The organism is Arthrobacter ramosus, assembly GCF_039535095.1.
Taxonomy (GTDB): Bacteria; Actinomycetota; Actinomycetes; order Actinomycetales; family Micrococcaceae; genus Arthrobacter; species Arthrobacter ramosus.
This window is the reverse complement of record NZ_BAAAWN010000001.1, coordinates 141,815-166,207: the sequence shown is the minus strand read 5'-3', so window position 1 is coordinate 166,207 and position 24,393 is coordinate 141,815. Positions and strand designations below refer to the sequence as shown.

Below are 24,393 nucleotides of genomic sequence, written 5' to 3'. Positions count from 1 at the left end.
CTCGCAGTTAACGTCGTTTAGAGCGCTGAAAACGACAACAACTGCGAGCCAGTTGGGTTAAAGCTGGGCGGCGAGGTGCCGGGAGGCGGCTTCCACCAGGCGCTTGATGAAACCCTCGCCCTCGCTTACCACCTCGTCCACGGCACCACCTTCGAAGAGTGCGCGCGCTCCGATCCGTTGCCGCTCACTCAGCTCGGCCGCCAGGGACGTGTCACCGTGCACAATGATGCTGGCACCTTCCGGCGGCAGTGGCGCGAGCCAGGCGTGCTCGGCCGCCACCGTGCGGCGGGCAGCCGCAAGAGCGAGCGCACCCCCACCGGCCCCCTCGCCGAGGAGCACGGCAACGCTTGGCACCGTAAGTCCGAGCATTCCCGCGATGCAATCAGCGATTCCGCCCGCGATTGCGGATTCCTCGGCCCGGACCGAAAGCTCGGCCCCCGGAGTATCCACCACCGTCACGAGCGGCAGCCCTAGTTCCTCCGCGAGGCGCATCCCCCGGCGGGCCTGCGCCAAACCCGCGGCGTCGAGGACGCTCCCCGCCCGCTGGGCTGCGCGGTCCTGGCCAACGACGACGACGGGCCGCCCCTCGAGTTCGGCCAGCACGACGGCGGTGCTCGCCGAAGCTGCCCCACGGCCCGTGCCGTGCAAGCGCACGAGGCGGCCGAACCCGGCGTCGAGCAGTTCCGCCAGCCCGGGACGCCGGGCGTCGCGAGTCAGTACGACCGAATCCCACGCGGAAGCGTCGTCGCTGCTGTTAGCTGTGACCGGCGGGGTCCCCGCATCGATCCAGGACCCCCGGCCAGCGAGGATGCCCAGCACCTCAGCGGCAAGGTTCCTGAAACCCGGTGCGTCCAACACGGCGTCGACCGTTCCACGAGCGAGAAGATGCTCGCTGCTCTGGATTCCCACCGGAAACTCCTGCCCAGTGAGTCCGGCGTAGACCTTGGGACCCAGGAAGCCAACCAGCCCACCTGGTTCCGCGACGGTGATGTGCCCCAACGATCCCCACGAGGCGAAGACGCCGCCTGTGGTGGGGTGCCGGAGATATGCCAGATAGGGCAGCCCTAGACGCTTGTATGCCGCGAGCGCCTCGGTAATCCGCACCATCTGCAGGAAGGCTAGGGTACCTTCCTGCATTCGGGTGCCGCCTGACGCAGGAGCGGCCACGAGGGGCAGCCGACGTCGGCCCGCCTCTTCAATTGCTGCGACGATCCGCTCGGCGGCGGACCGCCCGATCGAGCCGCCGAGGAAGGCGAATTCGCTGGCCAGGACGGCCACGGGCTGCCCATCCAGCGTCCCTTCGCCCGTGAGCACGGACTCGTCGGTACCGCTACGATCGCGGGCCCGGGCCAGATCCGCGAGGTAGGCAGAATCCGCCCCCGGCGGCGCCGGGACAGGCCGGCCCCAACTCCGGAAACTGCCGGCGTCGAGGAGCTGCTCAAGAAACTCGGCCCCGCTAAGGCGGCGCTGCCGGTGTCCGGTGGAAGCCGCTTCCGGGCGAGTGGCCTCCGCGACCGCCGTCACGACGCCCCCGAACCAATTAATGCGTCGCCGGGCAATGCGTCGCCGGGCAACCCTGCGCTGTCAAGCCACGCCCGGACGGCGTCGTCGTGCTCTCCGAGCCTCGGCGGCGCAGTGTGCCGCAACCTGGTGGTCTCGGTGCCGTCCGGTTGGAAGAAGCGCAGCGGCGATCCCGGGACCTCGATGCGTCCCAGCGTGGGGTGCTCGAGTTCGACGGCGAGGTGTTGGCTCCGCGCCTGTTCCCACCCAAAGACTTCGTCCAGGGAACGGACCCGGCCTCCGGGCACCCCGGCCGCTTCGAGCCGCGCGAGCAGCTCTTCGGCGTCGGACTCCGAGAATGCGGCTTCGATCGCTTCGGCCAGCTCGGCCCGGTGGGCCACGCGGGACTGATTGTCGCGCCAGCGTTCGTCCCGAACGGACAGTCCGAATTCTTCCGCGAAGCGGCGCCACAAACCTTCGGATCCCACGGCAATCTGCACCGAGCCTCCCGCGCAGCGGAACAGCCCATATGGCGCGATCGAAGGATGGTGGTTGCCTTGGGCCTGCGGAACCTCGCCGCCCACCGTCCAACGCGTGCCCTGGAAAGCAAGAACGCTGACGATCGAGGACAACAGGGACGTGCGGACCATCTGGCCACGGCCCGTCCGCTCACGCTCCAGGAGAGCCGCCAGCACACCGTAGGCGCCGTGGATTCCAGCCAGGACATCGCCAATCGGTACGCCAACGCGCTGCGGGTCCCCGGGACCTGAACCCGTGAGGGACATCAGCCCGGCTTCGCCCTGGGCAATCTGGTCGTAGCCGGCACGGTTCCCCTCCGGACCGTCGTGGCCGAAACCACTGATGGCGAGAACCACCAGCCGCGGATTCAACTCTTCGAGGCTCTTGGGATCAAAACCCAGCCGGTCCAGGGTTCCCGGACGGAAGTTCTCCACGAGGACGTCGGCCCGCCGCAGCAGTTCCCGCAACGCGGCCTTGCCGTCTGCCGCCTTGAGGTCAAGCCGGATGGACTCCTTATTCCGGTTGCACGAAAGGAAGTACGTTGACTCGCGGCCCTCAGGAGTATCGACGAACGGCGGCCCCCAGCCGCGGCTGTCATCACCGCCGTCGGGATTCTCCACCTTGATGACGCGGGCGCCGAGGTCACCGAGCATCATGCCGGCGTGCGGACCGGCAAGGGCGCGGGAGAGGTCGACGACGAGCTTGCCGACGAGCGGTCCCTCGTGGTGTTGCTTGTGGTCGGGGAATCCGGGCTGCGTCATGCTTCGACTCCTACGGTGCTGTGCCCTTCAACCGCGCTGTGTCCATCAACCGCAAGATGCTCCGGAACTGGCCCGACGTCGTCCGCGCGACGACGGCGGATAAGTTCAGCGACGGCGAGCACCACAAGGTTCGGGGCGAGGGAAATGAGGCCCGAATCGACGCCGCCCGTGGGGACGTTGCCGAAGGTGATGACAGCTACTGTGAGCGTGCCGACGATGATCCCCAGGTTGACCGGAACGGCGCCGATGCGCACCTTGCGGCCGATCGCGATGGCGACGGCGGGAGCGAGCTGGGTGAGGCCACCGTACGTGAGCAGGAGCAGCGCTCCGATGTCCGATTTTGCGAGCCCGAAAGCCAGAGCCAGTCCGACGGCGATGGCGACCACCACGTGGTTGATCCGGAACCGCAGCTTGGGGTTCTTCACGGACAGCAGGTTGTTCGAGACAAGCGAGGAAATGCCCATCGCGATCGCGCCCGCCGGAACCATGGCAGCCGCTGCGCCGCCGATGGCAATGATCGCGATCAGTGGCTCCGGCAAGGTGTGCTGGGCGATGCCCAAGAGGACGAAGTTGCTCTTGGTCTTCGGATCGAGGACCAGGGTGGCGGCAATTCCGGCGGTGATCGGGATGAGCAGGAGGAACTGGTAGACCGCAAGCCATTTGACGTTGTCCCGCAGCACGGCACCGCTTTTCGCGGCAAGAACCGGCGGCCACAAGTGCGGGAAGGTGTTGAGCCCGGCGCCGATGCTTGTCACGATCACCGAGGTCACCCAGAAGGTGGCGTCAAAGCCCGGACGGCTGATGGTGAGGTAGCTCGGGGCGGTATCCATGACTTTGGCGAAGATATCCGGGATGCCGCCAATGCCGGCGACCACACCGGCCAACATGATGACCAGGGCGGCCAGCATGGCGAAGTCCTTGAAAACAGCCACCTTGGCGAGTCCCCGGATGCCCGCCCAGATGACGAAGACGACCACCAGCACGCTGGCCACGGCCATGCTGTAACCACGCGCCGATTCGCTCCCGGTAGCGAGCTGGACGATCAATCCAAGCCCGGTGATTTGCAGTTGCAGGTACGGGATGAGGAACACCGCACCGACGAGGGCCACGGTCTTGCCCAGGGCCTTGCTGTTGAATCGGTCCTGGAAGAAGTCCGCCATGGTCAGGTAGCCGCGGTTCGCACCCAGCGCTCGCTGCCGGGGAATCACGAAATACTGGACGATGCAGTTGATGGTCAGATAGGCGACGGCGAAGAGTGCGGCAACGCCGCCACCGAAGGCGATTCCGGCGAGGCCGAGGAAGCTGAACGTGGTCAGCGACTCGCCCGCTTGGAGGAACCAGCTGGTCCAGCGGGGCAAATCCCGCTTGCCGACGGTCCAGCTGGAGAGTTCTGTCTGGCGTCGGCGGCCCACGATACCGAGGGCGCCGATGCCGACAATTCCGATGATGATGGCGACTGTAAGCATCAGTAGGCCTCCGTTTCGGTGATGGTGGCCGGCCTATTGGTAGCGGCGCCATTCGTTGTAGCGGCGCCTGCCAAGGCGCTTTGCTCGGCTTCAAGACGGTCGAGTTCGGCACCGCCTTCGCGAAGGTACGTGCGCTCGATAATCTGCAGTGCGACGATCGTGGCGACGATCATGAGGCCCATCCAGACGATCGCCGAAGGGAGGCCAAGCCATAGCGTTGGTGTGGAAACGAAAGGCAGGAACGGTGTGATGATCATGCCCACGATGGGGACTGAGGCAATGGTCAATCTCTTGGGGGATGACAGGGTAGTGCTCATAGAACTGCAGCTCCTTGGGGGCGAACGGATGAGCAGGAAGAGATCTTCTCGAAGGCGGAAGCCAGGCGGAGGAGGCGGGCGTCGCTGCCGCGTGCTCCGACCATCTGGAGGCCTACGGGAAGTCCGGCGGGGGTGAAACCGGCCGGAACCGACAGGGCGGGGAGGCCAAGCGGGGTGAACAGGTACGGGGCACGCATCCAGTCGAGATAGTTCTGGAGCCGTTGCCCCTCGATCTCGGTGGGGTATTCGAGATCGACGTCGAACGGGACAACCTGGGACGCAGGGGCAATAACCAGGTCGTAACGCTCAAAGAATCCGGCCGCCTTGCGAATCAGGCGGGTCATTCCTTCCTCGGCGCGAACTACGTCGCGGCCACTGAGCAGGCCACCTTCGCGGATGTTGCCGGCCAGGAAATGGTTGAAGGCATCGGGTTCCCCAGCCAGCTGTTCGCCCCACATCGAGTCGAAAGAGGCTGCGCGCAGTACGCGGAACACTTGCTCGGAACCGTCGAGGTCCGGGCAGTCCAGCTCGACGTGTGCGCCCAGGGCCGCGAGGGCCGCTGCCTGCGGTTCAATGACGTCGAGAACCTCGCGGCTCACAGGGATCCGGCCGCCGAGGCTCGGAGCGAACGCGATACGCAGGTCGGCAAAATCGGCTGGGGACAGTTCGGTGGCGGGGGCATCGCGGCGTTCGGGACCGGTCGGGAAAACGGAATGGGGATCGTCGGGCGAAGCGCCGGTCATGACCTCGAACAAAAGCGCAGCGTCCGCCGCCGTGCGGCCCATGGGTCCGGCCACGCCCAACGGGAAAAAGACGTTGTTGCCGTCCGTGTTGGGGACCATGCCGGGGGTGGGACGCAGGCCGACCACATTGCAAAACGACGCCGGGTTGCGGAGGGAGCCGCCCATGTCGCTTCCATCGGCGATCGGCTGGAAGCCCGCTGCCAGGGCAGCTGCCGCACCACCGCTGCTGCCGCCGGCGGACTTGCCGGGGTCGTAGGGGTTGCGCGTTGCACCGAAGACACGGTTGAAGGTGTGGGATCCGGCGGCGAACTCGGGGACATTGGTCTTGCCCACTCGAATTGCTCCGGCGTCGAGGATGCGCTGGACGTGCAGATCATTTTCCTCCGGAACGTGGTCCCGGAAGTGCGGGTGCCCGAACGTGGTGCGCATCCCCGCGGTATTCGCGGTGTCCTTGAAGCTGATGGGCAAGCCGTGGAGCGGTCCCACTGGCTCTCCGGCCACGATCTTGCGGTCGGCTTCCGCTGCGGCCGCTCTGGCGCCCTCTTCGTCGAGGGTAACGACCGCGTTGATCAGCGGGTTGAGCTTGTCGATCTGGTCCAGGTGCGCCTCGAGGACCTCGGTGGCAGACACCTCCCGGGAACGCAGGAGCCCGGCCAGCTCCACTGCCCCACGGTAAATCAAGTCGTTTGTCATGATTCATGTTGCTTTCATTTAGTTTCCTTTTGAGTCACTTCTTTGTCTCAAATGGAATTAATGAACCACGATAGTGTGGTGAATCACATTTGGCTAGGGGTGCGCATGAGATTTTTTGGCGCGCAAGGCACCCTTTTCTGGGCAGGAGCGAACCCAGACGGGAGGAAGCTGGTTTCTAACTGGCTCAGTCGAGGGCGGGCATGCGCAAGCCGCCGCGCTTGTACGCCCGCACCACGAGGGAACTGCGCACAGCCAGGGCACGCTCGGCCCATGGAGATGACGTGAGGAAATCGCGCAGTTCGTTCAAGCTGGCGAGGGTGACGTTGGCCATGAGCTGGAATTCGCCCATCGCCATGACCGCGTAGCGGACTCCGGGCGCTTCAGCGAGCAGCCGGCCAACCTCGACAGCGTCGGCGGGGGCAGTGCGGACCCAGACCACGGCTTCGATCGGAAGGCCGATGTCCGCGGGCTCAACGATCGCCCGGACACTCAGCGTGCCGTCCTCGAGGAGGGTGTTGAGCCGTCGGCGCACGGCCGGGGCGGAAAGCCCCACGGCTTCCCCCAGCTCGGCGACCGGAACGCGGCCGTCAGCCACGAGGATCCGCACGAGGTGGGAGTCGACGTCGTCGAGCACTCCACTCGCACTCGGACGGGACGGCGGAGGCGGCACTTCCTGAAGCGCGGCAGTTTCCTCTGCGGTGACCGGGCCCGGGTGCCATTCAGCCACCGTGCGGAAGTACTCCATGACGGGCGACGCGCTCACCTGCACCACGCCGTCGAGTGCTGGTAGTTCCTCCAGCACAAGACTCGAGAGGCGTCCCGGACGGGCTTGAACTTCGAACAGGATTCGAGTGGGGCCGGTGAGCGCATAGACGAAAATAGCGTCCGGATCGCCTGAAAGCTCCTCCGCGATGGCGACCAACCGCGACGGTTCACAGTGCACTTCCACAAGATGGGTGGGGCCAAGGGTCACCAGGCCGGCCACCCGCACGATACTCGAATCCAGCAGGGCGATGCCGCGGCGGGTCACCGTGCTGAACGGCTCGCCCAGAACTTCGGCGATCCGCCGCCAGGAGGCGCGGCCATTGACCTGGAGAGCGCCGACAATCCGCCGATCGAGCCCGTCCAGCTCGCGCGAGGGTGCCAGCATGACCATGTACCCGATTATGCCGCCTCGCTGTGTTCCCTCCCCAACTGGCTCGCAGTTAACGTCGTTTAGAGGCCCGAAAACGACAACAACTGCGAGTCAGTTGGGCTAGCCGACATACCGGTTCCGGCCGGCGCGGAAGCCGAAGAAGGCCGCCAGGGATCCCACTATGAGGAACAGGATGCCGGCAGCCGCGAAGCCACCGGTCGCTTGGTGCAACTGGCCGACCATCAGGGTTCCCGTGGAGCCCAAGCCATAGCCGACGCCCTGCATCATGCCGGAAAGATGCGCCGCGGTGTGCGAATCGCGCGTACGCAGCATGATCATAGTCAACGCCACGGCCGTGAGGCTCCCCTGGCCAAGGCCTAACAGCCCGGTCCACACCCAAATCAGATCCGTGGGGCCGAAGATGCTCAAGGCGAAGCCGCCGCCGGTCATGAGCGCCACCACGGTGTTGATGACGCGCTGATCCTTGAAACGGGCCGCGAGCCCCGGGGCGATGAACGAACCAAGCATCTGCAGCACAATCGACACGGACACGATGAAGCCGGCCGTCCCGCCGTCGATCCCGCGATCGCGGAGAATCGGCGCCAACCAGGCGAACACGCTGAAGGACATCATCGCCTGCAACGCCATAAAGATGGTGACCTGCCAGGCGACGGCGGAACGCCAGACGTTCGCACCGCCGTCGGCGGCGTTGTGCCGGACGGGATGCTGGCGGATCGCGAGCGGCAAGAAAAGCAAAAGTACGACGGCGGCGGGCAGCGCCCAGAACCACAGCGCCGAGGTCCAGTGCCCGGCCGCCGTGAAGACGGGATAGGTGAAACCGGCGCCAAGCGCGGCAGACGCGCAAATCGCCGTCGTATATAGCCCGCCCATGAGCCCAAGCCGATGCGGGAAGTCGCGCTTCACCACCCCGGGCAGGAGCACGTTGCATAGCGCGATCGCAGCGCCGCACGCCGCGGTTCCGGCGAGGAGCGCGGGCAAGTGCCCGGCGCCGGCGAGGTCCACGGGACGGAGCAGCAGCCCAGCCGTTAGCACTGCCATCGCGCCAAGCAATACTCTCTCGGCACCGAAACGGCGCGCCAGGACCGGCGCCAGAGGCGCAAAGACACCCAACAAGGTCACTGGCACAGTGGTGAGGACAACCACTGCCCAGCCCGGCAGCCCGGCGTCGGCGGTGACTTCCGGAAGGACCGCCGAAAAGCTCGAAAACACCGTCCGCAGGTTCAGGCCGATGAGCACAAGACAGATCCCCAGGAAGACGAGTCCGCCCCGCGTCTTGACCTGCGTGGGCTCGGCGGCGGGAAGCTCGTCGATCTCGGCGTCGACGAGGGTCTCGGGGACGCCGGGGTGCGGCTTGGTGTTCTTGGAGGAGCTTGAAGCGCGGGTCACCAACCCATTCTGGCAGTTTGTCCACATACGCCGGCTCCCGCCGCGGGCGTTTGGTCCTACAACGGTATTCTGGAGGGGATGAGTGAAACCCCAGAATCCCCTGAAACACCGCAGTCTTCGCGCCCCGTGACCCCAGGCAGCCAGGCCTCCTTCGGCACGTATGGTGGCCGGCCGGTCAGTTTTGTGCGCCGCGGGACGCGCCTTCAGGGCCGCCGCCAGGCCGCGTGGGAAGAGCACTCGGACCGCTGGGCCATCCAGGTTCCGCGGCATGTCGCCAACACGTCCGTGCACCCGGACTACGTGTTCGACGCCGAAGCGGAGTTTGGGCGCAAGGCGCCGCTGATCGTTGAAATCGGTTCGGGACTCGGCGACGCCGTATGCCACGCGGCGGAGGAGAACCCGGACAGGGACTTCCTCGCCGTGGAGGTATATACCCCGGGCCTGGCCAACACCATGATCAAGATCAACAGCCGCGGGCTCAGCAACGTCCGCGTGGTGGAGGCCAACGCCCCCGAGGTCCTGGCCACCATGCTCCCCGCGGGTTCGGTGAGCGAGCTCTGGGTCTTCTTCCCCGACCCGTGGCACAAATCCCGGCACCACAAACGCCGCCTCATCCAGCCCGCGTTCGCCGAACTCGCAGCACGGTCCCTCAAGAAGGGTGGCCTGTGGCGGATCGCCACCGACTGGTCCAACTACGCCATACACGTCCGCGAGGTCCTGGCCGGCTCCACCGAGTTCGAGAACGTGCACGACGGCGAACGGACCGGCGCTGACAGCCCCCTCACCCAGGTGTGGGAATCCGGAGTCGAAACCATGGTTGGCGGGGCACCTGTCAAGGAAGGCCGCGCCCCGGTCAGCACCGAGCACACAGGCCCCAACGAGGGAGTGGACCACGTGGGCGGGTGGGCTCCGCGCTTCGACGGCCGCATCCGCACCAGCTTCGAAAACAAGGCCCACGAGGCCGGACGTATGATCTTCGACCTCAGCTATCGCAGGATCTAGCAGCATCGCCTCCACACCGCACCTTCTACCGGAAGGCTGGCTGTTCTAAGCTCGGGCGACATCGCGTGCGTAGCATCCCTACGATGGTTAGCTGGTGGCCCGGCCGGCGCCGACGGTGTCCGCACCGGCCTCAAAGAACAGTGCGATGGTGACCGCGCCGGGGTCGAGCACCCCTCGCGCGAGTTCGCCCACGTAAGTGGCCCTGCCGCGCGCGGCGATGAGGTTGGCGGTGGACTCGGCACCGGCCCGGGCAGCCAGGGCTGCTTCCAGAAGCGCCTCGCCTGGCGTGCTGCCGCGCTCGGCGGCCACGGTGAGGGCAGCGGATGCCGGTTCGAGCGCGTCGATCATTGTGTTGTCACCGACCCGGGCACCGCCGAGCTTCTGGATGGTCGACAGACCCGCGGCGATGCCTTGGGCGATGTCAGTGACGGCTGCTGCGTCATTCTTGGTCCCTTTGGCGATGTCGCGGAACCACATCCCGAACAGCGGTCCGCTGGTGCCTCCGGTGGCCATGAAGCCACGGCTTGCGGCTTGGAACACGGTGGTAAAGGTCGCCTCCGTGGCGGGCGGCAAACCTGCTCGTGTGCGTTCCAGGGCGGACGCGATGTTCACGCCGAAGTCGCCATCACCGGCGAGCCTGTCCAGCTCTGTCAGGTAGGCCTGTGTCGAGTCGAATCGTTCGCTGAACGAGGTGATCCACGTCAGTGCAGCGGTGCCGTTGATGAAGTTGGTCATGGTGTTTCCTTCGGTTTGTTGTGTTGTTACCAAGTGAGGGCTGGTGTGCGGACGGTGTCGTCCCACAGGCTGATCAGTTCGTCGTCGGCAACGGTCAGGGTCACGGAGAGGCCGTGCATGTTCAGGGAAGAGACGTACGTGCCGGTCAAGGAGCGCGCGACGCTGATGCCACGACCGTTCAGAAGGTTGTGTACGTGGCGGGCTGCGATGGACAGCTCGAGCGGGTAGGCCCCGCCGAGGCCGTTCACGATCGCAATCACCGACTGGCCGCGCTTGACCTGCAGACTGTTCACCAAAGGGGTGACGAGCTGTTCGACCAGATCATCGGCAGGCGCATAGGCGATGCGGCCGGTGCCGCGTTCACCGTGGATGCCCACCCCGAATTCGACCTCGTGCGGTTCCAGCTCAAACGCCGCAGCGGACTCACCGGGGTGCGCACCTGCGTCCAGGGCGATCGCCAGGCTGCGTGAACGGGTTACGACGTCGCGGCCGCGGGCGGCGATCGTGGACACGTCGGCGCCCCGCTCGGCGAGAGCGCCGCATACCTTTTCGACGGTGACCACTGCGGCAGTGCCGCGGCGTCCGGGACCGTCGTTGCCGTTGTCGGAGGCGAGGTCGTCGTCAACCAGGACCTGCTCCACGGGAACGCCGTCGTCATCGGCCAGGGACGCGGCGATCTGGAAGTTGAGGACGTCGCCGGTGTAGTTCTTCACGATCTGCACGACACCTGCGCCGGTGTTGGCGAGTTTGGTGCCCGCATGCACCTGGTCTGCGGTGGGGCTGGCAAACACTGCGCCGCAGACGGCGACGTCGAGCATGCCGCTCCCGACGAATCCGGCGTGCAGTGGCTCGTGGCCGGAGCCTCCTCCTGAGACAAGTCCGGCCTTGCCGGGTGTCAGGGTTTTGCGGGAGATCAGGTTGTGTTCGTTGTTGAACGTCACCAGCTCCGGATAGGTCAGGGCGAAACCGTCCAGGGCTTCGTCGATGACGCGGTGGGGGTTGTTGACGATGTGTCGACGCACGGATGTGGGCATGGAAGTACTCCGGTTCTGTAAATAGGACAGCGGAAAGAGAGGGATGAAGGCGTTGGGGAAGGAGGCTAGGACAGCTCGCCGAACCCTTGGAGGACGAGTTGCTTTACGGCGTTCACGGCCCGACTGGCGTCGGGGCCGTTGGCATCAATGCGGAGCTGATCGTTCTTGCTCGCCGCGAGGGAGAGCAGACCGATCACACTGGATGCGCTGACCGGTCCTCGCCCGGCGGTGGTGTTTGTGAGTTCGATGTCGGCACTGAACTCCCCGGCCGTCTGCACGAGTAGGGCTGCCGGGCGGGTGTGCAGGCCCATCGGATTGATCAGACGTTCCTCTGCGCTGGCGGCGGGGTTCTCCGGATCGGTGTCTTCCGCGACTGAAGCGCCTGCTCCGGTGACGGTCTGGGTCTTCTTTGCGCTGAGGGCGTTGCTCGCTTCAGCGGCAACGTCGGCCAGCGAACTTCCTGCCGTTGCGCTGACCACTGCAGCCGTAGTTGCTTCGACGAAGGGGCCGTCGCTGATCAAGACCTCGTAGGTGCTGCTGCGGATCTCCAAGGCCAGGGATGAGCTAAGGATCGCTGATCCCAGGTCGGTGATCACGAGCACACCCTCAATGGTGGCGAGGTCATCGATTGCGGACGCGATTGCTGTTGCGTCGGTGCCGAAACCTCCGGCCACGCCCGCGGCGATCCGGATGGGAGGTTGCGCGCCGTGAACCATTTGCAGGGCGAGATCCATCGCGGCGTTTGCGAGGGCTTCACTGTGTGAGACGAGTACGATGCCGATCATGCGGTTCCTTCCCCGATGCTGGCGGCCAGCGCTGCAAGCAGGATGGCCGCTGACGCGGCTCCCGGATCGATGTGTCCGGCGCTGCGCTCACCGAGGTAGGACGCCCGGCCTTTGCGTGCGACGAGCGGTTTGGTGGAGTCCCGGCCGGTCGTCGCCGCAGCGGCGGCGGCCGCAATTGAGCACTGCAGTTGCTGGCCGTCAGCCAGGGACTGGGACAGTGCCGTGACGGCCGGTTCGAGGGCGTCAATCATGGTCTTGTCGCCAACCGTTGCATGTCCCCGTGCAATGACGCCGTTGACGCCGGCATGCAGTGCGTTCTCCAATTCAGATCCGTTCAATTGCACGTCCGCGGGGCTGTTTCGGGCCATTTCAATGAAGAAGGTGCCGTACAAGGACCCGCTGGCCCCACCGACGGTGGCCACCAGGGTCATGCCGACGGCCTTAAGCAGTTCCTGTACGGTGCCTGTCGCCCCGCCATCGAGCTTGGTGACCACTGCGGCTGTGCCGCGGACCATGTTGGTCCCGTGGTCAGCATCTCCAATCGCCGAGTCCAGCTCGGTCAGCCAGTCCGCCTGTGTCGTGATTTCGGACGCGAAGCGGTACAGCCACTGCTGCAGCGCACCGATCGTAAGTGCTTCAGACATGTCAATCCTGCCAGCGGATGGCAGGGGTGTTCACCGGCGCGTCCCATAGATCGAGAATTTCGTCGTCTACGCCGACCAGAGTCAGCGAGCAGCCCGCCATATCGAGACTGGTGACGTAATTGCCGACCAACGAGCGCGCTACCTTTATATTGCGTTCGTTGAGTCGGTCGGAGACCTCGGCGAACATTGCGTAGAGCTCGATCAGCGGGGTTCCTCCCAGGCCGGTCAGCAAAGCGATGACAGGTTTGCCGCCGAGGTCATAGTCGGTGGTGATCGACTCGACCAACGCGTGCGAGAGTTCCGCGGCCGACATCACCGGCACACGCTTGCGTCCTGGCTCGCCGTGGATGCCGACGCCGAGTTCCATTTCGCCCTCGGGGAGGTCGAAGCTGGGCCTGCCGACGGCAGGAACAGTGCAGCTGGTGAGTGCTGCCCCCATGGAACGCCCGGCATGGGCGGTCCGTTCGGCGAGCCCGTGTACCTTCTCAAGGGACCAGCCGCGGGCAGCTGCTGCGCCGGCAACTTTTTCCAGAATCAGCGTGGTGCCGACACCGCGCCGGCCCGCTGTCCAGGTGGAGTCCTCCACCGCGACGTCGTCTGCGACGACAACGGTGGCCACCTCGATTCCCTGCTCCCGGGCGAGTTCGGCGGCCATTTCAAAGTTGAGCAGGTCGCCGGTGTAGTTTTTCACCACGAAGAGCACCCCCGCCCCGGTGTCCACCCGGGTGGCGGCGGCCAGAATCTGGTCGGGCGTCGGTGATGTAAAGATCTCACCGGCGCACGCGGCATCCAGCATCCCTGCGCCGACGAACCCGCTGTGCAGCGGTTCATGGCCCGAGCCACCTCCGGAGACCAGTGCGACGCGTCCCTCCCGTGGTGCGGTGCTGAAAACGATGCGGTTCTCGAAATCAACGGAAAGTTGGCCGTGCGCGGCGGCGACACCGCGCAGGGCGTCTGCCAGCAGAGTCTGCGGGGAGTTGATCAGCTTGTTCACGCCCGGGACTCCTGCTCGGTCAGCGCCTCGGTGAGCGAGGTGCGGTCAGCCTGGGTGCGCGAGATGAGCCCGAACAACAATCCCGCGGCGACGCCCGCGGCAAGTTCGGCGACAACATAAACAGGCCATTGCTCCCAGTGAACGGTTCCGCCCATCAGGAACTGTACGAGCATCGGCCCGGTGGTCCTGGCGGGGTTGATCGATGCCCCCGTGGCGGGCGCGACGGGGATGATTGCGGCGAACACGATGAAGCCGATGACAATCCCGGCGAAACCCGGTGCGGCCTTGCGGTGGATCACGCCGAAGACCGTGAAGACCAGAATGAACGTGCCGATGAATTCAGCGGTGAAAGCCTGCCAGACGGGGATGTCACCATAGGCGGCCACCCCGAGGCCCAGCTCACTGGCCTTCTGGCCGAGGACCGCAATGATCGCGAGGGAACCTGCAACAGCACCCAGTACCTGGGCTGCGAGGTATCCCGGCACGTCACGCCACGGGAACTTCCCTGTGGCGGCCAGCGCCACGGTCACTGCGGGGTTGATGTGGTTTCCCGAGATGTAACCGAAGACGTAGACGGTGCCAATGACGACTGCACCAAACGACAGGGAGATGAAGCCCAGCTCCGAACCGGTAAACGGCGCATTGCCGCGGGCGATGGCGAGGGCCGGGACGGATCCTACTCCTACGAACACGAGGAACGCGGTCCCCAGGAACTCGGCAGCGACGCGCTGCCACATGCGGTTTTCGTCCATGACGAAAGTTCTCCTTTGAACGGTGGATGAAATTAGCCGAAGAGTCGGATTCGACATTGTCAACTCTGATTCGGTATTATCGAATAATGCCGTTTAGGATCCCTGGTTGTCAAGGGGTTAAATTGACATGTCGAACGGAGAAGCCAATTGATGATGGGAGAGTGGAGCTGTGATCCAGTCGATTGACCGAGCGGCCAAAATCCTCGGGCTCCTTCAGGGCGCCAGGCGCCTTGGAATCTCCGAACTGGCCGCCGCATTGGAGCTTCCGCCTTCCACGGTCCACGGACTCGTGAAATCGCTGCAGGCACACGGGCTGGTCGCCCAGGAAAGCTCCGGAAACCGCTACATGCTCGGGCCCGCGCTGCTGAAACTTTCGAGCGTCTACCTCGACACCCTTGACGTCCGGGCCCGCGCGATGCGGTGGATGCACGAGTTGTCCCGACGGACCGGTTACGCGACGCGACTGGGTGTGAACCTTCTCGGCGAAGTTTTGATCATTCATCACGACCGCCGCCCAGACGGCACAGAGCAAATGCCGGAAACAGGACTCAACCTGCCCGCCCACGCCTCTGCTCTCGGAAAAGTACTACTCGCCTACAACCCCGAGTTCGAAAACGACGTGCTCAGCAAGCCGCTGGCCGAATTTACCGGCGAAACCATTACCAACCCCGCAGTCCTCCGATCCCAGCTTGAGGAAGTGCGCAAGAACGCGCTCGGGTTGGAATACGAGGAAGCGGTGATTGGCGAAGCTTCCATCGCGGCCCCCGTCTACGATGAAAGCGGGACCGTCATCGCCGTTTTGTCGGTAGTGCTCTCCGCGAGCGAGTGGCCGGCAAGCGAGGCCACCGTCCGCGAACTCCGCGACGCCGCGTGGACAATTTCGCGGGAACTCGGAGCTTCCGTATGGTCCTCACAAGGCGCCCGCTAGACCTTGCGCCAACCAGAACCCGCGACAATTGCGACAGCCACTCTTTGCGTGCCGCACAGGCACCGGATACCATGTGAGACGTGTCACCGAAAGGCGGCACGTGCTTATGATCTGCGGCGGGAGAGCCCTGCCGGTACGTTTCAGCAGGCGCCGTAGGAGCAAATCCTCCCCAGGAATCTCTCAGGCCCATGTACCGCCGCGGCAAGGCAACTCTGGAAAGCAGCCCGGGCAACCGGACTCACCGACGGTGCAAGCGTCCAGCCGAGAGGCGGAGACGCGGAAACTCTCAGGTCCAATACAGAGCGGGGAGGAACCGAATCATCGTGGTGCGTCCGCGCCACCTGAATTATGGAGTTCCTCATGACCCTGGCACCTGAAGGCCGTAAGCTGCTGCGCGTTGAACAACGCAACAAAGCCGTCCCGGTCGAACGCAAGCCCGAGTGGATCAAGGCCAAGGTCCAGATGGGCCCGGAATTCGTGGGCCTGAAGAACCTCGTGAAAAAAGAAGGCCTGCACACCGTCTGCGAGGAAGCCGGCTGCCCGAACATCTTCGAGTGCTCGGAAGACAAGGAAGCGACCTTCCTGATCGGCGGCTCCGAATGCACCCGCCGCTGCGACTTCTGCCAGATCGACACCGGCAAACCCTCCCCCGTGGACATGTTCGAACCCACCAAGGTCGCCCGCTCCGTCCAGGCCATGGCCCTGCGCTACGCCACCGTCACCGGCGTCGCCCGCGACGACCTGGCAGACGAAGGCGTCTGGCTCTACGCCGAAACCGTCCGCAAGATCCACGAACTGAACCCCGGCACCGGCGTCGAACTGCTCATCCCCGACTTCTCCGGCAAACCCGAACACATCCAGGCGATCTGCGACTCGAACCCGGAGGTCTTCGCGCACAACGTCGAAACCGTGCCCCGGATCTTCAAGCGCATCCGCCCCGCGTTCCGCTACGACCGCTCCCTGGACGTCATCACCCAGGGCCGGGCCGCCGGCATGGTCACCAAATCCAACCTGATCCTGGGCATGGGCGAAACCCGGGAAGAGATCTCCGAAGCCCTTACCGACCTGCGCGCCGCCGGCTGTGACCTGATCACCATCACCCAGTACCTGCGCCCCTCCGAACGGCACCTGCCCGTGGACCGCTGGGTCAAACCCCAGGAATTCGTCGAACTCGCCACCGAAGCCGAGGAAACCGGCTTCCTCGGCGTCATGTCCGGCCCCCTGGTCCGCTCCTCCTACCGCGCCGGACGCCTCTGGGCCACCGCGATGCGCAAGAAAGGCCGCGAAATCCCCGCCCACCTGGCCCACATCGCCGAAGGCATCCAGGACTCCGGCACCACCCGCCAGGAAGCCCGCACCCTCCTCGCACACCACACGACGGCCTGATCCGCAAGGAGCCAGCATGTTCCCCACCCGGATTGAAATCATTCCCTCGGACGGAATCGTTGAGAAAGTCCAGGCCGCTGTGCCGCTTTCCACTGCGCTCACCGTTACCTGCCTGCCCCATCACGGCATCGCACGGACCATGGAGGCTTCCATCAAGCTCAGCCTTCTGGGCTACAACGTGATTCCGCACCTCTCGGCGCGCGGGCTGGAGCACCGGGCGCAGCTTTCCGGCATCCTCCGGGACTGCGGGGCCGCCGGGATCGCGGAGGTCTTCGCCATCGGTGGAGACGGTGCGCAAGCTGCCGGCCCCTATCGATCGAGCCTTCCCCTCTTGGCGGACATCGCCGAGTACTCCGGCGGTAGCATCACCGCGGGCATCGCCGGTTACCCCGAGGGGCACCCTTCCGTGAGCGGACTGGACTTGCTGGATGCCCTGTTGGCCAAACAACATTTGGCCACGCACGTTGTCACGCAAATGTGCTTCTCCGCCCCGAAGGTCCTCGATTACGCAGCACTCCTGCGCCGCGAAGGGGTCGACCTGCCAGTGTGGGCCGGTGTTGCCGGGGCCGTTCCGCGGACAAAACTGCTGGCGCTCGCGACCCAGATCGGCGTCGGGACATCCCTGAAGTTCCTCAGTAACAAAGGAACCACCCTTGCCCGCAAGCTTCTAGGCGTGGACAAGTACTCACCGGAAGGCCTGGTTTCCGAACTCATGGCGCACCCGGATGGTGTCTCTGGAATCCATCTCTACAGTTTCAACCGACTGGACATGCCCACCTGGGAACGAGGCGATCTGCCCGATCCTGCGGCCAGCGAAGCCGCATCAGCGTAGCCGCGTACGCTGACCGCCTAGGTCCTGGGGACCCCTAGCTCCCCGGGACCGAAATCACCGCGACCGTCTTTTGGTTGTCATCGCGCAGTTCCACGCCCGAAATCCCGGCGAGCTGGACCGGCGTCGCGCCCGTGACCTTGATGTGGCCGCTGGACGTCGCGGTCCAACCGCAAGCCATTTCCTCCGTGCCGTCGCGGCCCTTGACCCACAGGTACATCGTGCCTTGCGCCGGCATGCTGCGGCCTTCCAGTTGCAGCTCGGTCCCCCACGCCTTCCTGACGAGCCCCACCGTGAGCTGCAGGCCGTTGTCTGTCTGCAGCGAATAGCTGGCGTCAGGCTTGGGCGGCTGGTTCAACACGGGCCCCGCCAGTATGCCCAACCCAAGGCATGCGGCGGCTACGGCACCCACCAGAGCCACCCACCGGCGTCGGGATTTCCGCCGCCGTGCTGCCATTTTCAAGAGAATCGGCTGCGGGAGCGTTTCTGAAAAAGCCCCCAAAAGTGAGCGGGCGTCGGACGGAACTGCGGCGGAGGGTTCGACGGCGGGTCGCCCGGCGGCGACCGCGACGGCGTCGGGCACGGGGACGGCGTCGAGCAGGGCCGGGAGGCTCTCCAGCTCCCCCAGTTCGAGCCGGCAATCAGCGCAGCTTGCCAAGTGCTCCTCGAAAAGCCGGGCCTCCGCGGGCTCGAGGCCGCCGAGCAAGTAGGCGCCCAGCAATTGGTGAAGTCCGGTTTCGTTCACCGCTGCACCCCCATTTCGTCGAGAATCGTGCGAAGCGCCCTGACGGCGTAGAAGGCCCGCGATTTCACCGTACCGCTGGGGATGTTGAGTCTCAGCGCGGCCTCGTTCACCGTGAAACGTTCGTAATGCAGGGCTACCAGGACCTCCCGGTGTTCGGTGCTGAGCCGCAGGAGCGCCTCCTCCATAAGGACCCGGTTGAGGAGTTCGTCCACTCGCTCGGTGGCCTCCTCCGGGTCCGCCATGTCGCGTTCGGCAGCCTCTGCCGGGCGCCGCTGGGCCTTGCGGTAGTTGTCGATGATGACATTGCGGGCAGTGCGGAACAAATAGCTGCGCAGGCTGCCGGTGATCTGCGGGGCGTGCTGCCACACGCGAAGGATGGTTTCCTGCACCACGTCTTCAGCCAGGTGGGCGTCCGGCGTGCAGCTCAGCACGAAGCGGCGCAAGGCTGTGCCGTGGTCGCGGTAGATCGCGGCCACCACATCCTCGTCGAGCGGCATCGGCGCCTCCTTGGTGCTCGGCTTCCCCTTCTCCTGCGATACGACGTGCCCGCCACGAAAAAGGTTCAAGCCCTGTGAACCATTCTTCACCCGGCGGCGTCGTACGGGTTAGCTTCCGGCACGTCCACGGCCGGTGCAAGCGAAGGAGCAAACCATGAAGAAGCAACTCGGCACCGGGCTCGGCATTCTTGCCCTGGCCATCGCCCTCACTGGCTGTGGAGGAAGCCCCGGCGCGTCTTCCACGTCGTCGAGCGCCACCACCCCCAGCTCCGCGGCGTCGGCGAGTTCAAGCGCTCCGGCGTCGAGCACGCCTGCTGGCGCGGCGGAACTGAAGACGGCGTCGTCGAGCGTCGGCGAGCGCGTGGTTGCGGCGAACGGCAAGAGCGTCTACATCTTCTCGAAGGACGTCAAGGACTCCGGAAAGAGCGCCTGCACCGGCGGTTGCGCTACAAACTGGCCTGCCGTGACAACGACGTCGACCATGCCGGCGGTTGACGGGGTGAGCGGAACCATAGGCACCATCCCCACAGCAGACGGCAAGATGCAGATCACCATCAACGGCATGCCCATCTACTTCTACTCCAAGGACGAAGACTCCAGTGACACATACGGCCAAGGCGTGGGCGGTGTCTGGTCCTTGGTCAGCCCGTCCGGTTCCATGCTGACCCCAAGCAGCAGCACCCCAAGCGGGAGCAGCACCCCAAGCGGGAGCAGCATGGGCTACTAAACCCTCGCTCACCTTTGCACCCCAAATGGCAAACGCTCGCTCAGATCTCTCCGGACCGGCCGGCAGATCTGAGCGAGCGTTTGTCCTGGAGGCCTCATAAGTGAGCGGGCGTCCGCCTGAGAGGCCCTAAAGGTGAGCGGGCGTCTTAGGCGTCTTCGAACTCGTCAGCGTCTTCGAACTCGACGGCCGCGATGATTTCCTTCGTCTCCGGGTGGATCATGAAGGCTTCGTCGTCCTCTTCGATCATGATGTAGTTGCCGTGGTCCGTGGTGAAGTGCCAGGCGAGGATCGTCTCGCCGTCGTGCTCGTAGTTGGGATCGCCCATGGTGATCTTCTCCAGCTGGTAGCCGGCAACGTCGCACAGTTCGCGGATGATGAGCTCGAATTCAGGGGCGTTCTCGAGTTCCGCTTCGGCGGCCTCGGCCTGGCGCTCTTCGAGGTTCGGGATGAGGGCCACGCGCTCGGCGATGTGTGCCTTGAGCTGCTCCTCGTCCAGGTAAAGCACGCCGGCTTGGCTGCGGAGCCACGCTGCGTTGAGTTCGATGATGTCTTCGGTTTCCAGGAGGGATTCGAATTCGCCGTCGAGGGCCTCGAGCTCAGCAACGGCTTCCGGTGCCACCTCGGACTCGTCAAGATCGCCGTCCAGGTAGGCCTCGGCGTCGTCCTCGGAAAGCGCGTCGAAAGCTGCGGCGGTGCGGTTGAACAGCTCAAGGTGGCCTTTGGCGCCCATTCCTTCGAGACCTTCGCGGACAAACGCATCCACCTCTTCGCGTTCCGGGACCGTGAACACGTACTGGGCGAAACCGCCCGCGAGTGCTTGTGTCAGGTAGTAGTCCACAAAGTAGCTGCGCAGAGCATTGGTAGCGATTTCCTCATGGTTGAGGAGCTCCTCGTACATCTCGTTGACCACGGTGACGTTCGCGTCCACAACGTCGGCGCTGTCGGCCTCGATGCTGTCCTTCGTCAGAACGACGGGGTTCTCATTGCTGGTCATGGGATTTCCTCACTGCTAGGAAGCTTGTGCTGCTCCGGACCCTTTCAACGTACGCGGGGGCGGTTGTCGGGCAAGCTAGGCAGAGGTGAACGTCCGGCAAAGTTTCAGGGCTGCTCCGTGGGCCCACGCCGCCCGGGTTCCCTGGCTGAGCGGAGCGAAGTCAGGGAGGAGGCGTTGGGCCCACGCCGCCCGGGTTCCCTGGCTGAGCGGAGCGAAGTCAGGGAGGAGGCGTTGGGCCCACGCCGCCCGGGTTCCCTGGCTGAGCGGAGCGAAGTCAGGGAGGAGGCGGGGACTAGGATTCATAGATAGCCTCCTGCCGAAAGTAGCCCCAACGAATGCCTTCCCACTCAGACGACTCCTGGGAACTGGCGATTCAGACACCCGCCATTAACGACCGCTCCCTGGCGGCCGGCTTGGCCTATGCCATGGGAAGCCGGGTCAGCAGCATCACTTTCGACTCCGCCACCGGTCTGATGATGGGCAAGGTCAGGGGCAGTGGCCCGTCAGCGTATTCGACGTCGGCCAAGCTGGTCCGCAAGCCCGGCGGCTGGAGCTGCACCGTTGGCGTATGCAGTTGCCCCGTCCGCAAGGACTGCAAACACGTGGCCGCCCTTCTCTTCGCCGCCGAAGACCATCCTGCCGTGCGCGCACAGCTGCTCAGCGCGCCTGCGTTCGGACAGACGGCCCAGCCTGGGGGAATCGTGCAGCGGCCGGCCTGGGAGCAGGCACTCAGCAAGCTCATCGCCACCCCGGGAACCGCCCCGCAAGGCCAAGGCCTCCCCTTGGCACTGGCGTTCGAGGTTGAAGAACCTGCCCCGCACTTCTCCTACACAGGCCGGCGCGATCCGCTCCGCAGCGTGCGCCAGCTCAAGGCCCGCCCGGTGATGATGGGCGCCAAGGGCAAATGGATCCGGGGCGATGTTTCCTGGACCAACCTGAACTACCTCGGCTACAAGCGCGAGTTCAACGAAGCCCATATCGACTGGATGCAGAACTTCCTGGCCGCGCATTCCACCTCGGACTACCGGCAGCTCACTTCGAGCATGTGGATGCTGCTCAACGAATTCGCCGGCAAGAACCTGTGGAGCCTCATAGCTGAGGCCGAGAAGATAGGGGTCGCGCTCATCCACTCCGGCGGGACCGAGCCTGTCCGCATCGCTGCGGAGCCCGCCGTCGTCGGGCTCGACCTGAGCCGACTGGAAAGCGGCCGGCCCGACGACGGACTGCAGCTGGCGCCGTCGGTGACCTTGGGAGCGGACGCCCTTGATCCGGCGACCTTGGGCTTGATTGGGCGCCCGGCGCATGGCTTGTTCTTCACGGGGCCCGGCGAGGGGCACTTGCCCGGCGTATCGGCACCCGAGAACCTCATCACGCTGGCTCCGTTGGAGGGCGGTGAGTCGCAGGAACTCCTCGATTTTGTCATGGGCGCATCCCGGCTCCAGATCCCGGCGAAGGACGAAGAGCGATTCCTCACGGCGTTCTATCCGAAGCTTAAGCAGTCCACCCGGGTCACGGCAGCGGACCATTCCGTGGAGTTGCCGGTCCTCGCCGTGCCCACGCTGTCCCTGCTGGCGAACTACGGCTCCGACCACCGGGTGCGGCTGCACTGGGAGTGGCACTACAAGGCCGGCAAGCTCGTGACGGCCCAGCCCCTCTGGCGGCACCCGGACGACCACGGCTACCGCGACGACGCCGACGAAGCCCGGATCCTGGAGTCCCTGGGCCGGCCTTGGGATGTGGTTGCTGCGCTGGGCGAATCCTCGAGCGGCGGATGGGGGGCTCCACGCCTTGCGGCCTCGGTGGCGCTGGACGGGCTCGACACCCTGGCCTTCACCGAGGAGGTACTGCCCCGGATGCGCGAACTGCCCGACGTCGTCGTGGACACCTCCGGCGAGATCGCCGACTACCGCGAAGCCACCGAGGCTCCGGTCGTCTCCATTTCGACCAAGGCCACCGACAGCCGCGACTGGTTCGATCTCGGCATCGTCATCACGCTCGAGAGCGAACCTGTGTCCTTCGCCGCGGTGTTCTCCGCCCTCGCGGCCGGCCAAAGCCGGATGTTGCTGCCCAGCGGCGCCTACTTCTCGTTGGACCTGCCCGAACTGCACCAACTCCGCGCGCTGATCGACGAGGCCAGGTCCTTGCAGGACAACCCGGACCGGCACGGCACCCTGCAGATCAGCCGCTTCCAGGCGGGGCTTTGGGATGAGCTCGCGCAATTGGGGATTGTGGACGAGCAAGCGGCCGCATGGCGCGAGGCCGTGGGCGGCTTGCTCGACGACGGCGTGACCGGGCTACCGCTGCCGGGCTCGCTTGATGCCGAGCTCCGTCCGTACCAGTTGGAGGGCTTCAACTGGTTGAGTTTCCTCTACCGGCACAGCCTGGGCGGCGTCCTGGCCGACGACATGGGCCTCGGCAAGACAGTGCAGGCGATTGCCTTGATGTGCGCGGCGAAGGAGCAGGCTGAATCCGCCGCTGACGGCGCGGGCGGCAGCGCCCCCTTCTTGGTGGTCGCGCCTACCAGCGTCGTGGGCAACTGGGCCGCCGAGGTCCAACGCTTCGCGCCCGGCCTGAGCATAAAGACCGTCGGGGAGACCTTCGCCAAGAGCGGCACGGATCCGCAAGAGGCCATGGCCGAAACCGACGTCGTCATCACCTCCTACGCGCTGTTCCGGATCGACTACGAGGCCTACGCAGCCAAGGAATGGGCCGGGCTCATGCTCGACGAAGCCCAGTTCGTCAAGAACCATCAATCCAAGGCGTACCAGTGCGCCCGGAAACTCCCGGCATCCTTCAAGCTGGCCATCACGGGAACGCCGCTTGAAAACAACCTCATGGAGTTCTGGGCGCTGACTTCGATCGTCGCACCCGGGCTGTTCTCCAGCCCGCGCCGCTTCGCGGAATACTACCAAAAGCCGGTCGAAAAGAACGGCGACAAGGCCCAGCTCGCCAAGCTCCGCCGTCGGGTACGCCCCCTCATGATGCGCCGCACCAAAGAGCAAGTCATCAAGGACCTGCCGCCCAAGCAGGAGCAGGTGCTGGAAGTGGTGCTGAACCCGCGGCACCAGAAGGTGTACCAGACCCATCTTCAGCGTGAGCGGCAGAAAATCCTTGGGCTCATCGACGACGTCAATAAGAACCGCTTCACTATTTTCCAGTCGCTCACACTGCTGCGGCAGCTCAGCCTGGATGTCTCCCTCGTGGACGAGTCCCTGTCCGCAGTGCGCTCGTCCAAGCTCGATGTGCTGTTCGAACAGCTGGAGGACATCGTTGCCGAGGGGCACAGGGCCCTCATCTTCAGCCAGTTCACGGGGTTCCTGGGCAAGGTCCGGGAGCGGCTCGACGCGGAGAACATTGAGTATTGCTATCTCGACGGCAGCACCCGGAACCGGGCCGACGTCGTGAGCGAATTCAAGAACGGCGCAGCGCCCGTGTTCCTCATTTCCTTGAAAGCCGGAGGCTTCGGCCTGAACCTGACCGAGGCCGACTACGTGTTCCTGCTGGACCCATGGTGGAACCCCGCCTCCGAAGCGCAGGCCGTGGACCGCACCCACAGGATCGGGCAGGCGAGGAACGTCATGGTCTACCGATTGGTGGCCAAGGACACCATCGAGGAAAAGGTCATGGCCCTCAAGACCAGGAAATCGCAGCTGTTCGCGGACGTCATGGAAGGCGATGCCCTGACTGGTGGCGCCCTGACGGCGGAGGATCTGGCGGGGCTGTTCGCGGAGTAGGGTGCGCACCTGAGGAACGACCAGGACCGCCGCTATTCACTTTTGATGCCACAAATGTGAATAGGG

The 24,393-nt window shown here is 65.1% G+C and carries 23 protein-coding genes and 2 riboswitches; of the genes, 6 read left to right on the top strand and 17 right to left on the bottom strand.

What is annotated here, in order from left to right; translation table 11 throughout:
• Positions 1 to 57: 57 nt before the first annotated feature.
• The 7 genes from ABD742_RS00825 to ABD742_RS00795 all read right to left on the bottom strand — a co-directional run bounded on the left by ABD742_RS00825 (position 58) and on the right by ABD742_RS00795 (position 8,541).
• The gene (locus ABD742_RS00825; RefSeq protein WP_234754687.1) at positions 58 to 1,524 is read right to left on the bottom strand and encodes a carboxyl transferase domain-containing protein; all 1,467 of its coding nucleotides are present in this window, start codon (positions 1,522 to 1,524) and stop codon (positions 58 to 60) included.
• Complete coding sequence (locus tag ABD742_RS00820; protein ID WP_234754684.1) at positions 1,521 to 2,780, bottom strand: CaiB/BaiF CoA transferase family protein; 1,260 nt, start codon at positions 2,778 to 2,780, stop codon at positions 1,521 to 1,523. The genes ABD742_RS00825 and ABD742_RS00820 overlap by 4 nt, the downstream gene beginning before the upstream one ends.
• The gene (locus ABD742_RS00815; RefSeq protein ID WP_234754682.1) at positions 2,777 to 4,246 is read right to left on the bottom strand and encodes a sodium:solute symporter family protein; all 1,470 of its coding nucleotides are present in this window, start codon (positions 4,244 to 4,246) and stop codon (positions 2,777 to 2,779) included. The genes ABD742_RS00820 and ABD742_RS00815 overlap by 4 nt, the downstream gene beginning before the upstream one ends.
• Positions 4,246 to 4,563 (bottom strand): hypothetical protein, encoded by a 318-nt coding sequence (locus ABD742_RS00810; protein WP_234754680.1) that lies wholly within the window; start codon positions 4,561 to 4,563, stop codon positions 4,246 to 4,248. Before ABD742_RS00810 ends, ABD742_RS00815 begins: the two co-directional genes overlap by 1 nt.
• Positions 4,560 to 5,999: an amidase family protein gene (locus tag ABD742_RS00805; protein WP_234754678.1), complete on the bottom strand. Its 1,440-nt coding sequence runs from the start codon at positions 5,997 to 5,999 to the stop codon at positions 4,560 to 4,562. The genes ABD742_RS00810 and ABD742_RS00805 overlap by 4 nt, the downstream gene beginning before the upstream one ends.
• Positions 6,000 to 6,183: 184 nt before the next feature.
• Positions 6,184 to 7,155, bottom strand: coding sequence for an Lrp/AsnC family transcriptional regulator (locus tag ABD742_RS00800; RefSeq protein ID WP_234754676.1), 972 nt, complete (start codon positions 7,153 to 7,155; stop codon positions 6,184 to 6,186).
• Between the two features lie 99 nt (positions 7,156 to 7,254).
• Positions 7,255 to 8,541 carry an MFS transporter gene (locus ABD742_RS00795; RefSeq protein ID WP_234754675.1) on the bottom strand — a complete coding sequence of 429 codons (1,287 nt, stop codon included), beginning with the start codon at positions 8,539 to 8,541 and terminating at the stop codon, positions 7,255 to 7,257.
• A gap of 78 nt (positions 8,542 to 8,619) precedes the next feature.
• Here ABD742_RS00795 and trmB point away from each other — a divergent pair, with 78 nt between their 5' ends.
• Positions 8,620 to 9,543, top strand: a complete 924-nt coding sequence (trmB, locus tag ABD742_RS00790) for a tRNA (guanosine(46)-N7)-methyltransferase TrmB (RefSeq protein WP_234754673.1) — start codon at positions 8,620 to 8,622, stop codon at positions 9,541 to 9,543.
• 87 nt (positions 9,544 to 9,630) lie between these two features.
• Here the strand turns inward: trmB and dhaL (ABD742_RS00785) are convergent, their stop codons facing one another.
• The 6 genes from dhaL (ABD742_RS00785) to ABD742_RS00760 form a co-directional block, all read right to left on the bottom strand.
• A complete protein-coding gene (gene dhaL / locus ABD742_RS00785) occupies positions 9,631 to 10,278 on the bottom strand; it encodes a dihydroxyacetone kinase subunit DhaL (protein ID WP_234754671.1) in 648 nt (215 codons plus the stop codon).
• A 26-nt stretch (positions 10,279 to 10,304) separates the two neighbouring features.
• Complete coding sequence (locus ABD742_RS00780; RefSeq protein WP_234754669.1) at positions 10,305 to 11,312, bottom strand: dihydroxyacetone kinase subunit DhaK; 1,008 nt, start codon at positions 11,310 to 11,312, stop codon at positions 10,305 to 10,307.
• A gap of 65 nt (positions 11,313 to 11,377) precedes the next feature.
• Positions 11,378 to 12,097: an HPr family phosphocarrier protein gene (locus ABD742_RS00775; RefSeq protein WP_234754667.1), complete on the bottom strand. Its 720-nt coding sequence runs from the start codon at positions 12,095 to 12,097 to the stop codon at positions 11,378 to 11,380.
• A complete protein-coding gene (gene dhaL / locus ABD742_RS00770; RefSeq protein WP_234754665.1) occupies positions 12,094 to 12,741 on the bottom strand; it encodes a dihydroxyacetone kinase subunit DhaL in 648 nt (215 codons plus the stop codon). The genes ABD742_RS00775 and dhaL (ABD742_RS00770) overlap by 4 nt, the downstream gene beginning before the upstream one ends.
• Before the next feature lies 1 nt (position 12,742).
• The gene (gene dhaK, locus ABD742_RS00765) at positions 12,743 to 13,735 is read right to left on the bottom strand and encodes a dihydroxyacetone kinase subunit DhaK (protein ID WP_234754663.1); all 993 of its coding nucleotides are present in this window, start codon (positions 13,733 to 13,735) and stop codon (positions 12,743 to 12,745) included.
• Entirely contained in the window at positions 13,732 to 14,487 is a 756-nt protein-coding gene (locus ABD742_RS00760) for an MIP/aquaporin family protein (RefSeq protein WP_234754662.1), read from the bottom strand. Before ABD742_RS00760 ends, dhaK begins: the two co-directional genes overlap by 4 nt.
• A gap of 169 nt (positions 14,488 to 14,656) precedes the next feature.
• Between ABD742_RS00760 and ABD742_RS00755 the strand changes: the two genes are divergently transcribed.
• The 3 genes from ABD742_RS00755 (at position 14,657) to ABD742_RS00745 (ending at position 17,633) form a co-directional block, all read left to right on the top strand.
• Entirely contained in the window at positions 14,657 to 15,415 is a 759-nt protein-coding gene (locus ABD742_RS00755; protein ID WP_234754660.1) for an IclR family transcriptional regulator, read from the top strand.
• A 107-nt stretch (positions 15,416 to 15,522) separates the two neighbouring features.
• Positions 15,523 to 15,621: riboswitch (glycine riboswitch) on the top strand.
• 1 nt (position 15,622) lies between these two features.
• A riboswitch (glycine riboswitch) is annotated at positions 15,623 to 15,726 on the top strand.
• A 49-nt stretch (positions 15,727 to 15,775) separates the two neighbouring features.
• Positions 15,776 to 16,801 (top strand): lipoyl synthase, encoded by a 1,026-nt coding sequence (gene lipA / locus ABD742_RS00750; RefSeq protein WP_344786884.1) that lies wholly within the window; start codon positions 15,776 to 15,778, stop codon positions 16,799 to 16,801.
• A gap of 16 nt (positions 16,802 to 16,817) precedes the next feature.
• A complete protein-coding gene (locus tag ABD742_RS00745; protein ID WP_234751051.1) occupies positions 16,818 to 17,633 on the top strand; it encodes a methylenetetrahydrofolate reductase in 816 nt (271 codons plus the stop codon).
• A gap of 34 nt (positions 17,634 to 17,667) precedes the next feature.
• Here ABD742_RS00745 and ABD742_RS00740 read toward each other — a convergent pair whose 3' ends face one another.
• Both ABD742_RS00740 and ABD742_RS00735 read right to left on the bottom strand, forming a co-directional pair.
• Positions 17,668 to 18,375 carry an anti-sigma factor gene (locus tag ABD742_RS00740; RefSeq protein ID WP_234751050.1) on the bottom strand — a complete coding sequence of 236 codons (708 nt, stop codon included), beginning with the start codon at positions 18,373 to 18,375 and terminating at the stop codon, positions 17,668 to 17,670.
• Positions 18,372 to 18,872 (bottom strand): sigma-70 family RNA polymerase sigma factor, encoded by a 501-nt coding sequence (locus tag ABD742_RS00735; RefSeq protein ID WP_059389901.1) that lies wholly within the window; start codon positions 18,870 to 18,872, stop codon positions 18,372 to 18,374. Before ABD742_RS00735 ends, ABD742_RS00740 begins: the two co-directional genes overlap by 4 nt.
• Positions 18,873 to 19,026: 154 nt before the next feature.
• Here ABD742_RS00735 and ABD742_RS00730 point away from each other — a divergent pair, with 154 nt between their 5' ends.
• Positions 19,027 to 19,599, top strand: coding sequence for a COG4315 family predicted lipoprotein (locus tag ABD742_RS00730; RefSeq protein ID WP_234751049.1), 573 nt, complete (start codon positions 19,027 to 19,029; stop codon positions 19,597 to 19,599).
• A 145-nt stretch (positions 19,600 to 19,744) separates the two neighbouring features.
• On the opposite strand, the gene ABD742_RS00725 is transcribed toward ABD742_RS00730, so the two are convergent.
• Complete coding sequence (locus ABD742_RS00725) at positions 19,745 to 20,593, bottom strand: DMP19 family protein (protein WP_234751048.1); 849 nt, start codon at positions 20,591 to 20,593, stop codon at positions 19,745 to 19,747.
• Between the two features lie 75 nt (positions 20,594 to 20,668).
• Complete coding sequence (locus ABD742_RS00720; protein ID WP_344786880.1) at positions 20,669 to 20,896, bottom strand: hypothetical protein; 228 nt, start codon at positions 20,894 to 20,896, stop codon at positions 20,669 to 20,671.
• Between the two features lie 32 nt (positions 20,897 to 20,928).
• Between ABD742_RS00720 and ABD742_RS00715 the strand changes: the two genes are divergently transcribed.
• The gene (locus tag ABD742_RS00715) at positions 20,929 to 24,327 is read left to right on the top strand and encodes a DEAD/DEAH box helicase (RefSeq protein WP_234751046.1); all 3,399 of its coding nucleotides are present in this window, start codon (positions 20,929 to 20,931) and stop codon (positions 24,325 to 24,327) included.
• Positions 24,328 to 24,393 lie beyond the last annotated feature (66 nt).

Coding starts and splice junctions, on each gene's coding strand:
- ABD742_RS00820 (WP_234754684.1), bottom strand. CDS start 2,780: ATGACGCAGCCCGGATTCCCCGACCACAAGCAACACCACGAGGGACCG.
- ABD742_RS00815 (WP_234754682.1), bottom strand. CDS start 4,246: ATGCTTACAGTCGCCATCATCATCGGAATTGTCGGCATCGGCGCCCTC.
- ABD742_RS00810 (WP_234754680.1), bottom strand. CDS start 4,563: ATGAGCACTACCCTGTCATCCCCCAAGAGATTGACCATTGCCTCAGTC.
- ABD742_RS00805 (WP_234754678.1), bottom strand. CDS start 5,999: ATGACAAACGACTTGATTTACCGTGGGGCAGTGGAGCTGGCCGGGCTC.
- ABD742_RS00800 (WP_234754676.1), bottom strand. CDS start 7,155: ATGGTCATGCTGGCACCCTCGCGCGAGCTGGACGGGCTCGATCGGCGG.
- trmB (WP_234754673.1), top strand. CDS start 8,620: ATGAGTGAAACCCCAGAATCCCCTGAAACACCGCAGTCTTCGCGCCCC.
- dhaL (WP_234754671.1), bottom strand. CDS start 10,278: ATGACCAACTTCATCAACGGCACCGCTGCACTGACGTGGATCACCTCG.
- ABD742_RS00780 (WP_234754669.1), bottom strand. CDS start 11,312: ATGCCCACATCCGTGCGTCGACACATCGTCAACAACCCCCACCGCGTC.
- ABD742_RS00775 (WP_234754667.1), bottom strand. CDS start 12,097: ATGATCGGCATCGTACTCGTCTCACACAGTGAAGCCCTCGCAAACGCC.
- dhaL (WP_234754665.1), bottom strand. CDS start 12,741: ATGTCTGAAGCACTTACGATCGGTGCGCTGCAGCAGTGGCTGTACCGC.
- ABD742_RS00760 (WP_234754662.1), bottom strand. CDS start 14,487: ATGGACGAAAACCGCATGTGGCAGCGCGTCGCTGCCGAGTTCCTGGGG.
- lipA (WP_344786884.1), top strand. CDS start 15,776: ATGACCCTGGCACCTGAAGGCCGTAAGCTGCTGCGCGTTGAACAACGC.
- ABD742_RS00745 (WP_234751051.1), top strand. CDS start 16,818: ATGTTCCCCACCCGGATTGAAATCATTCCCTCGGACGGAATCGTTGAG.
- ABD742_RS00735 (WP_059389901.1), bottom strand. CDS start 18,872: ATGCCGCTCGACGAGGATGTGGTGGCCGCGATCTACCGCGACCACGGC.
- ABD742_RS00730 (WP_234751049.1), top strand. CDS start 19,027: ATGAAGAAGCAACTCGGCACCGGGCTCGGCATTCTTGCCCTGGCCATC.
- ABD742_RS00725 (WP_234751048.1), bottom strand. CDS start 20,593: ATGACCAGCAATGAGAACCCCGTCGTTCTGACGAAGGACAGCATCGAG.
- ABD742_RS00720 (WP_344786880.1), bottom strand. CDS start 20,896: ATGAATCCTAGTCCCCGCCTCCTCCCTGACTTCGCTCCGCTCAGCCAG.
- ABD742_RS00715 (WP_234751046.1), top strand. CDS start 20,929: ATGCCTTCCCACTCAGACGACTCCTGGGAACTGGCGATTCAGACACCC.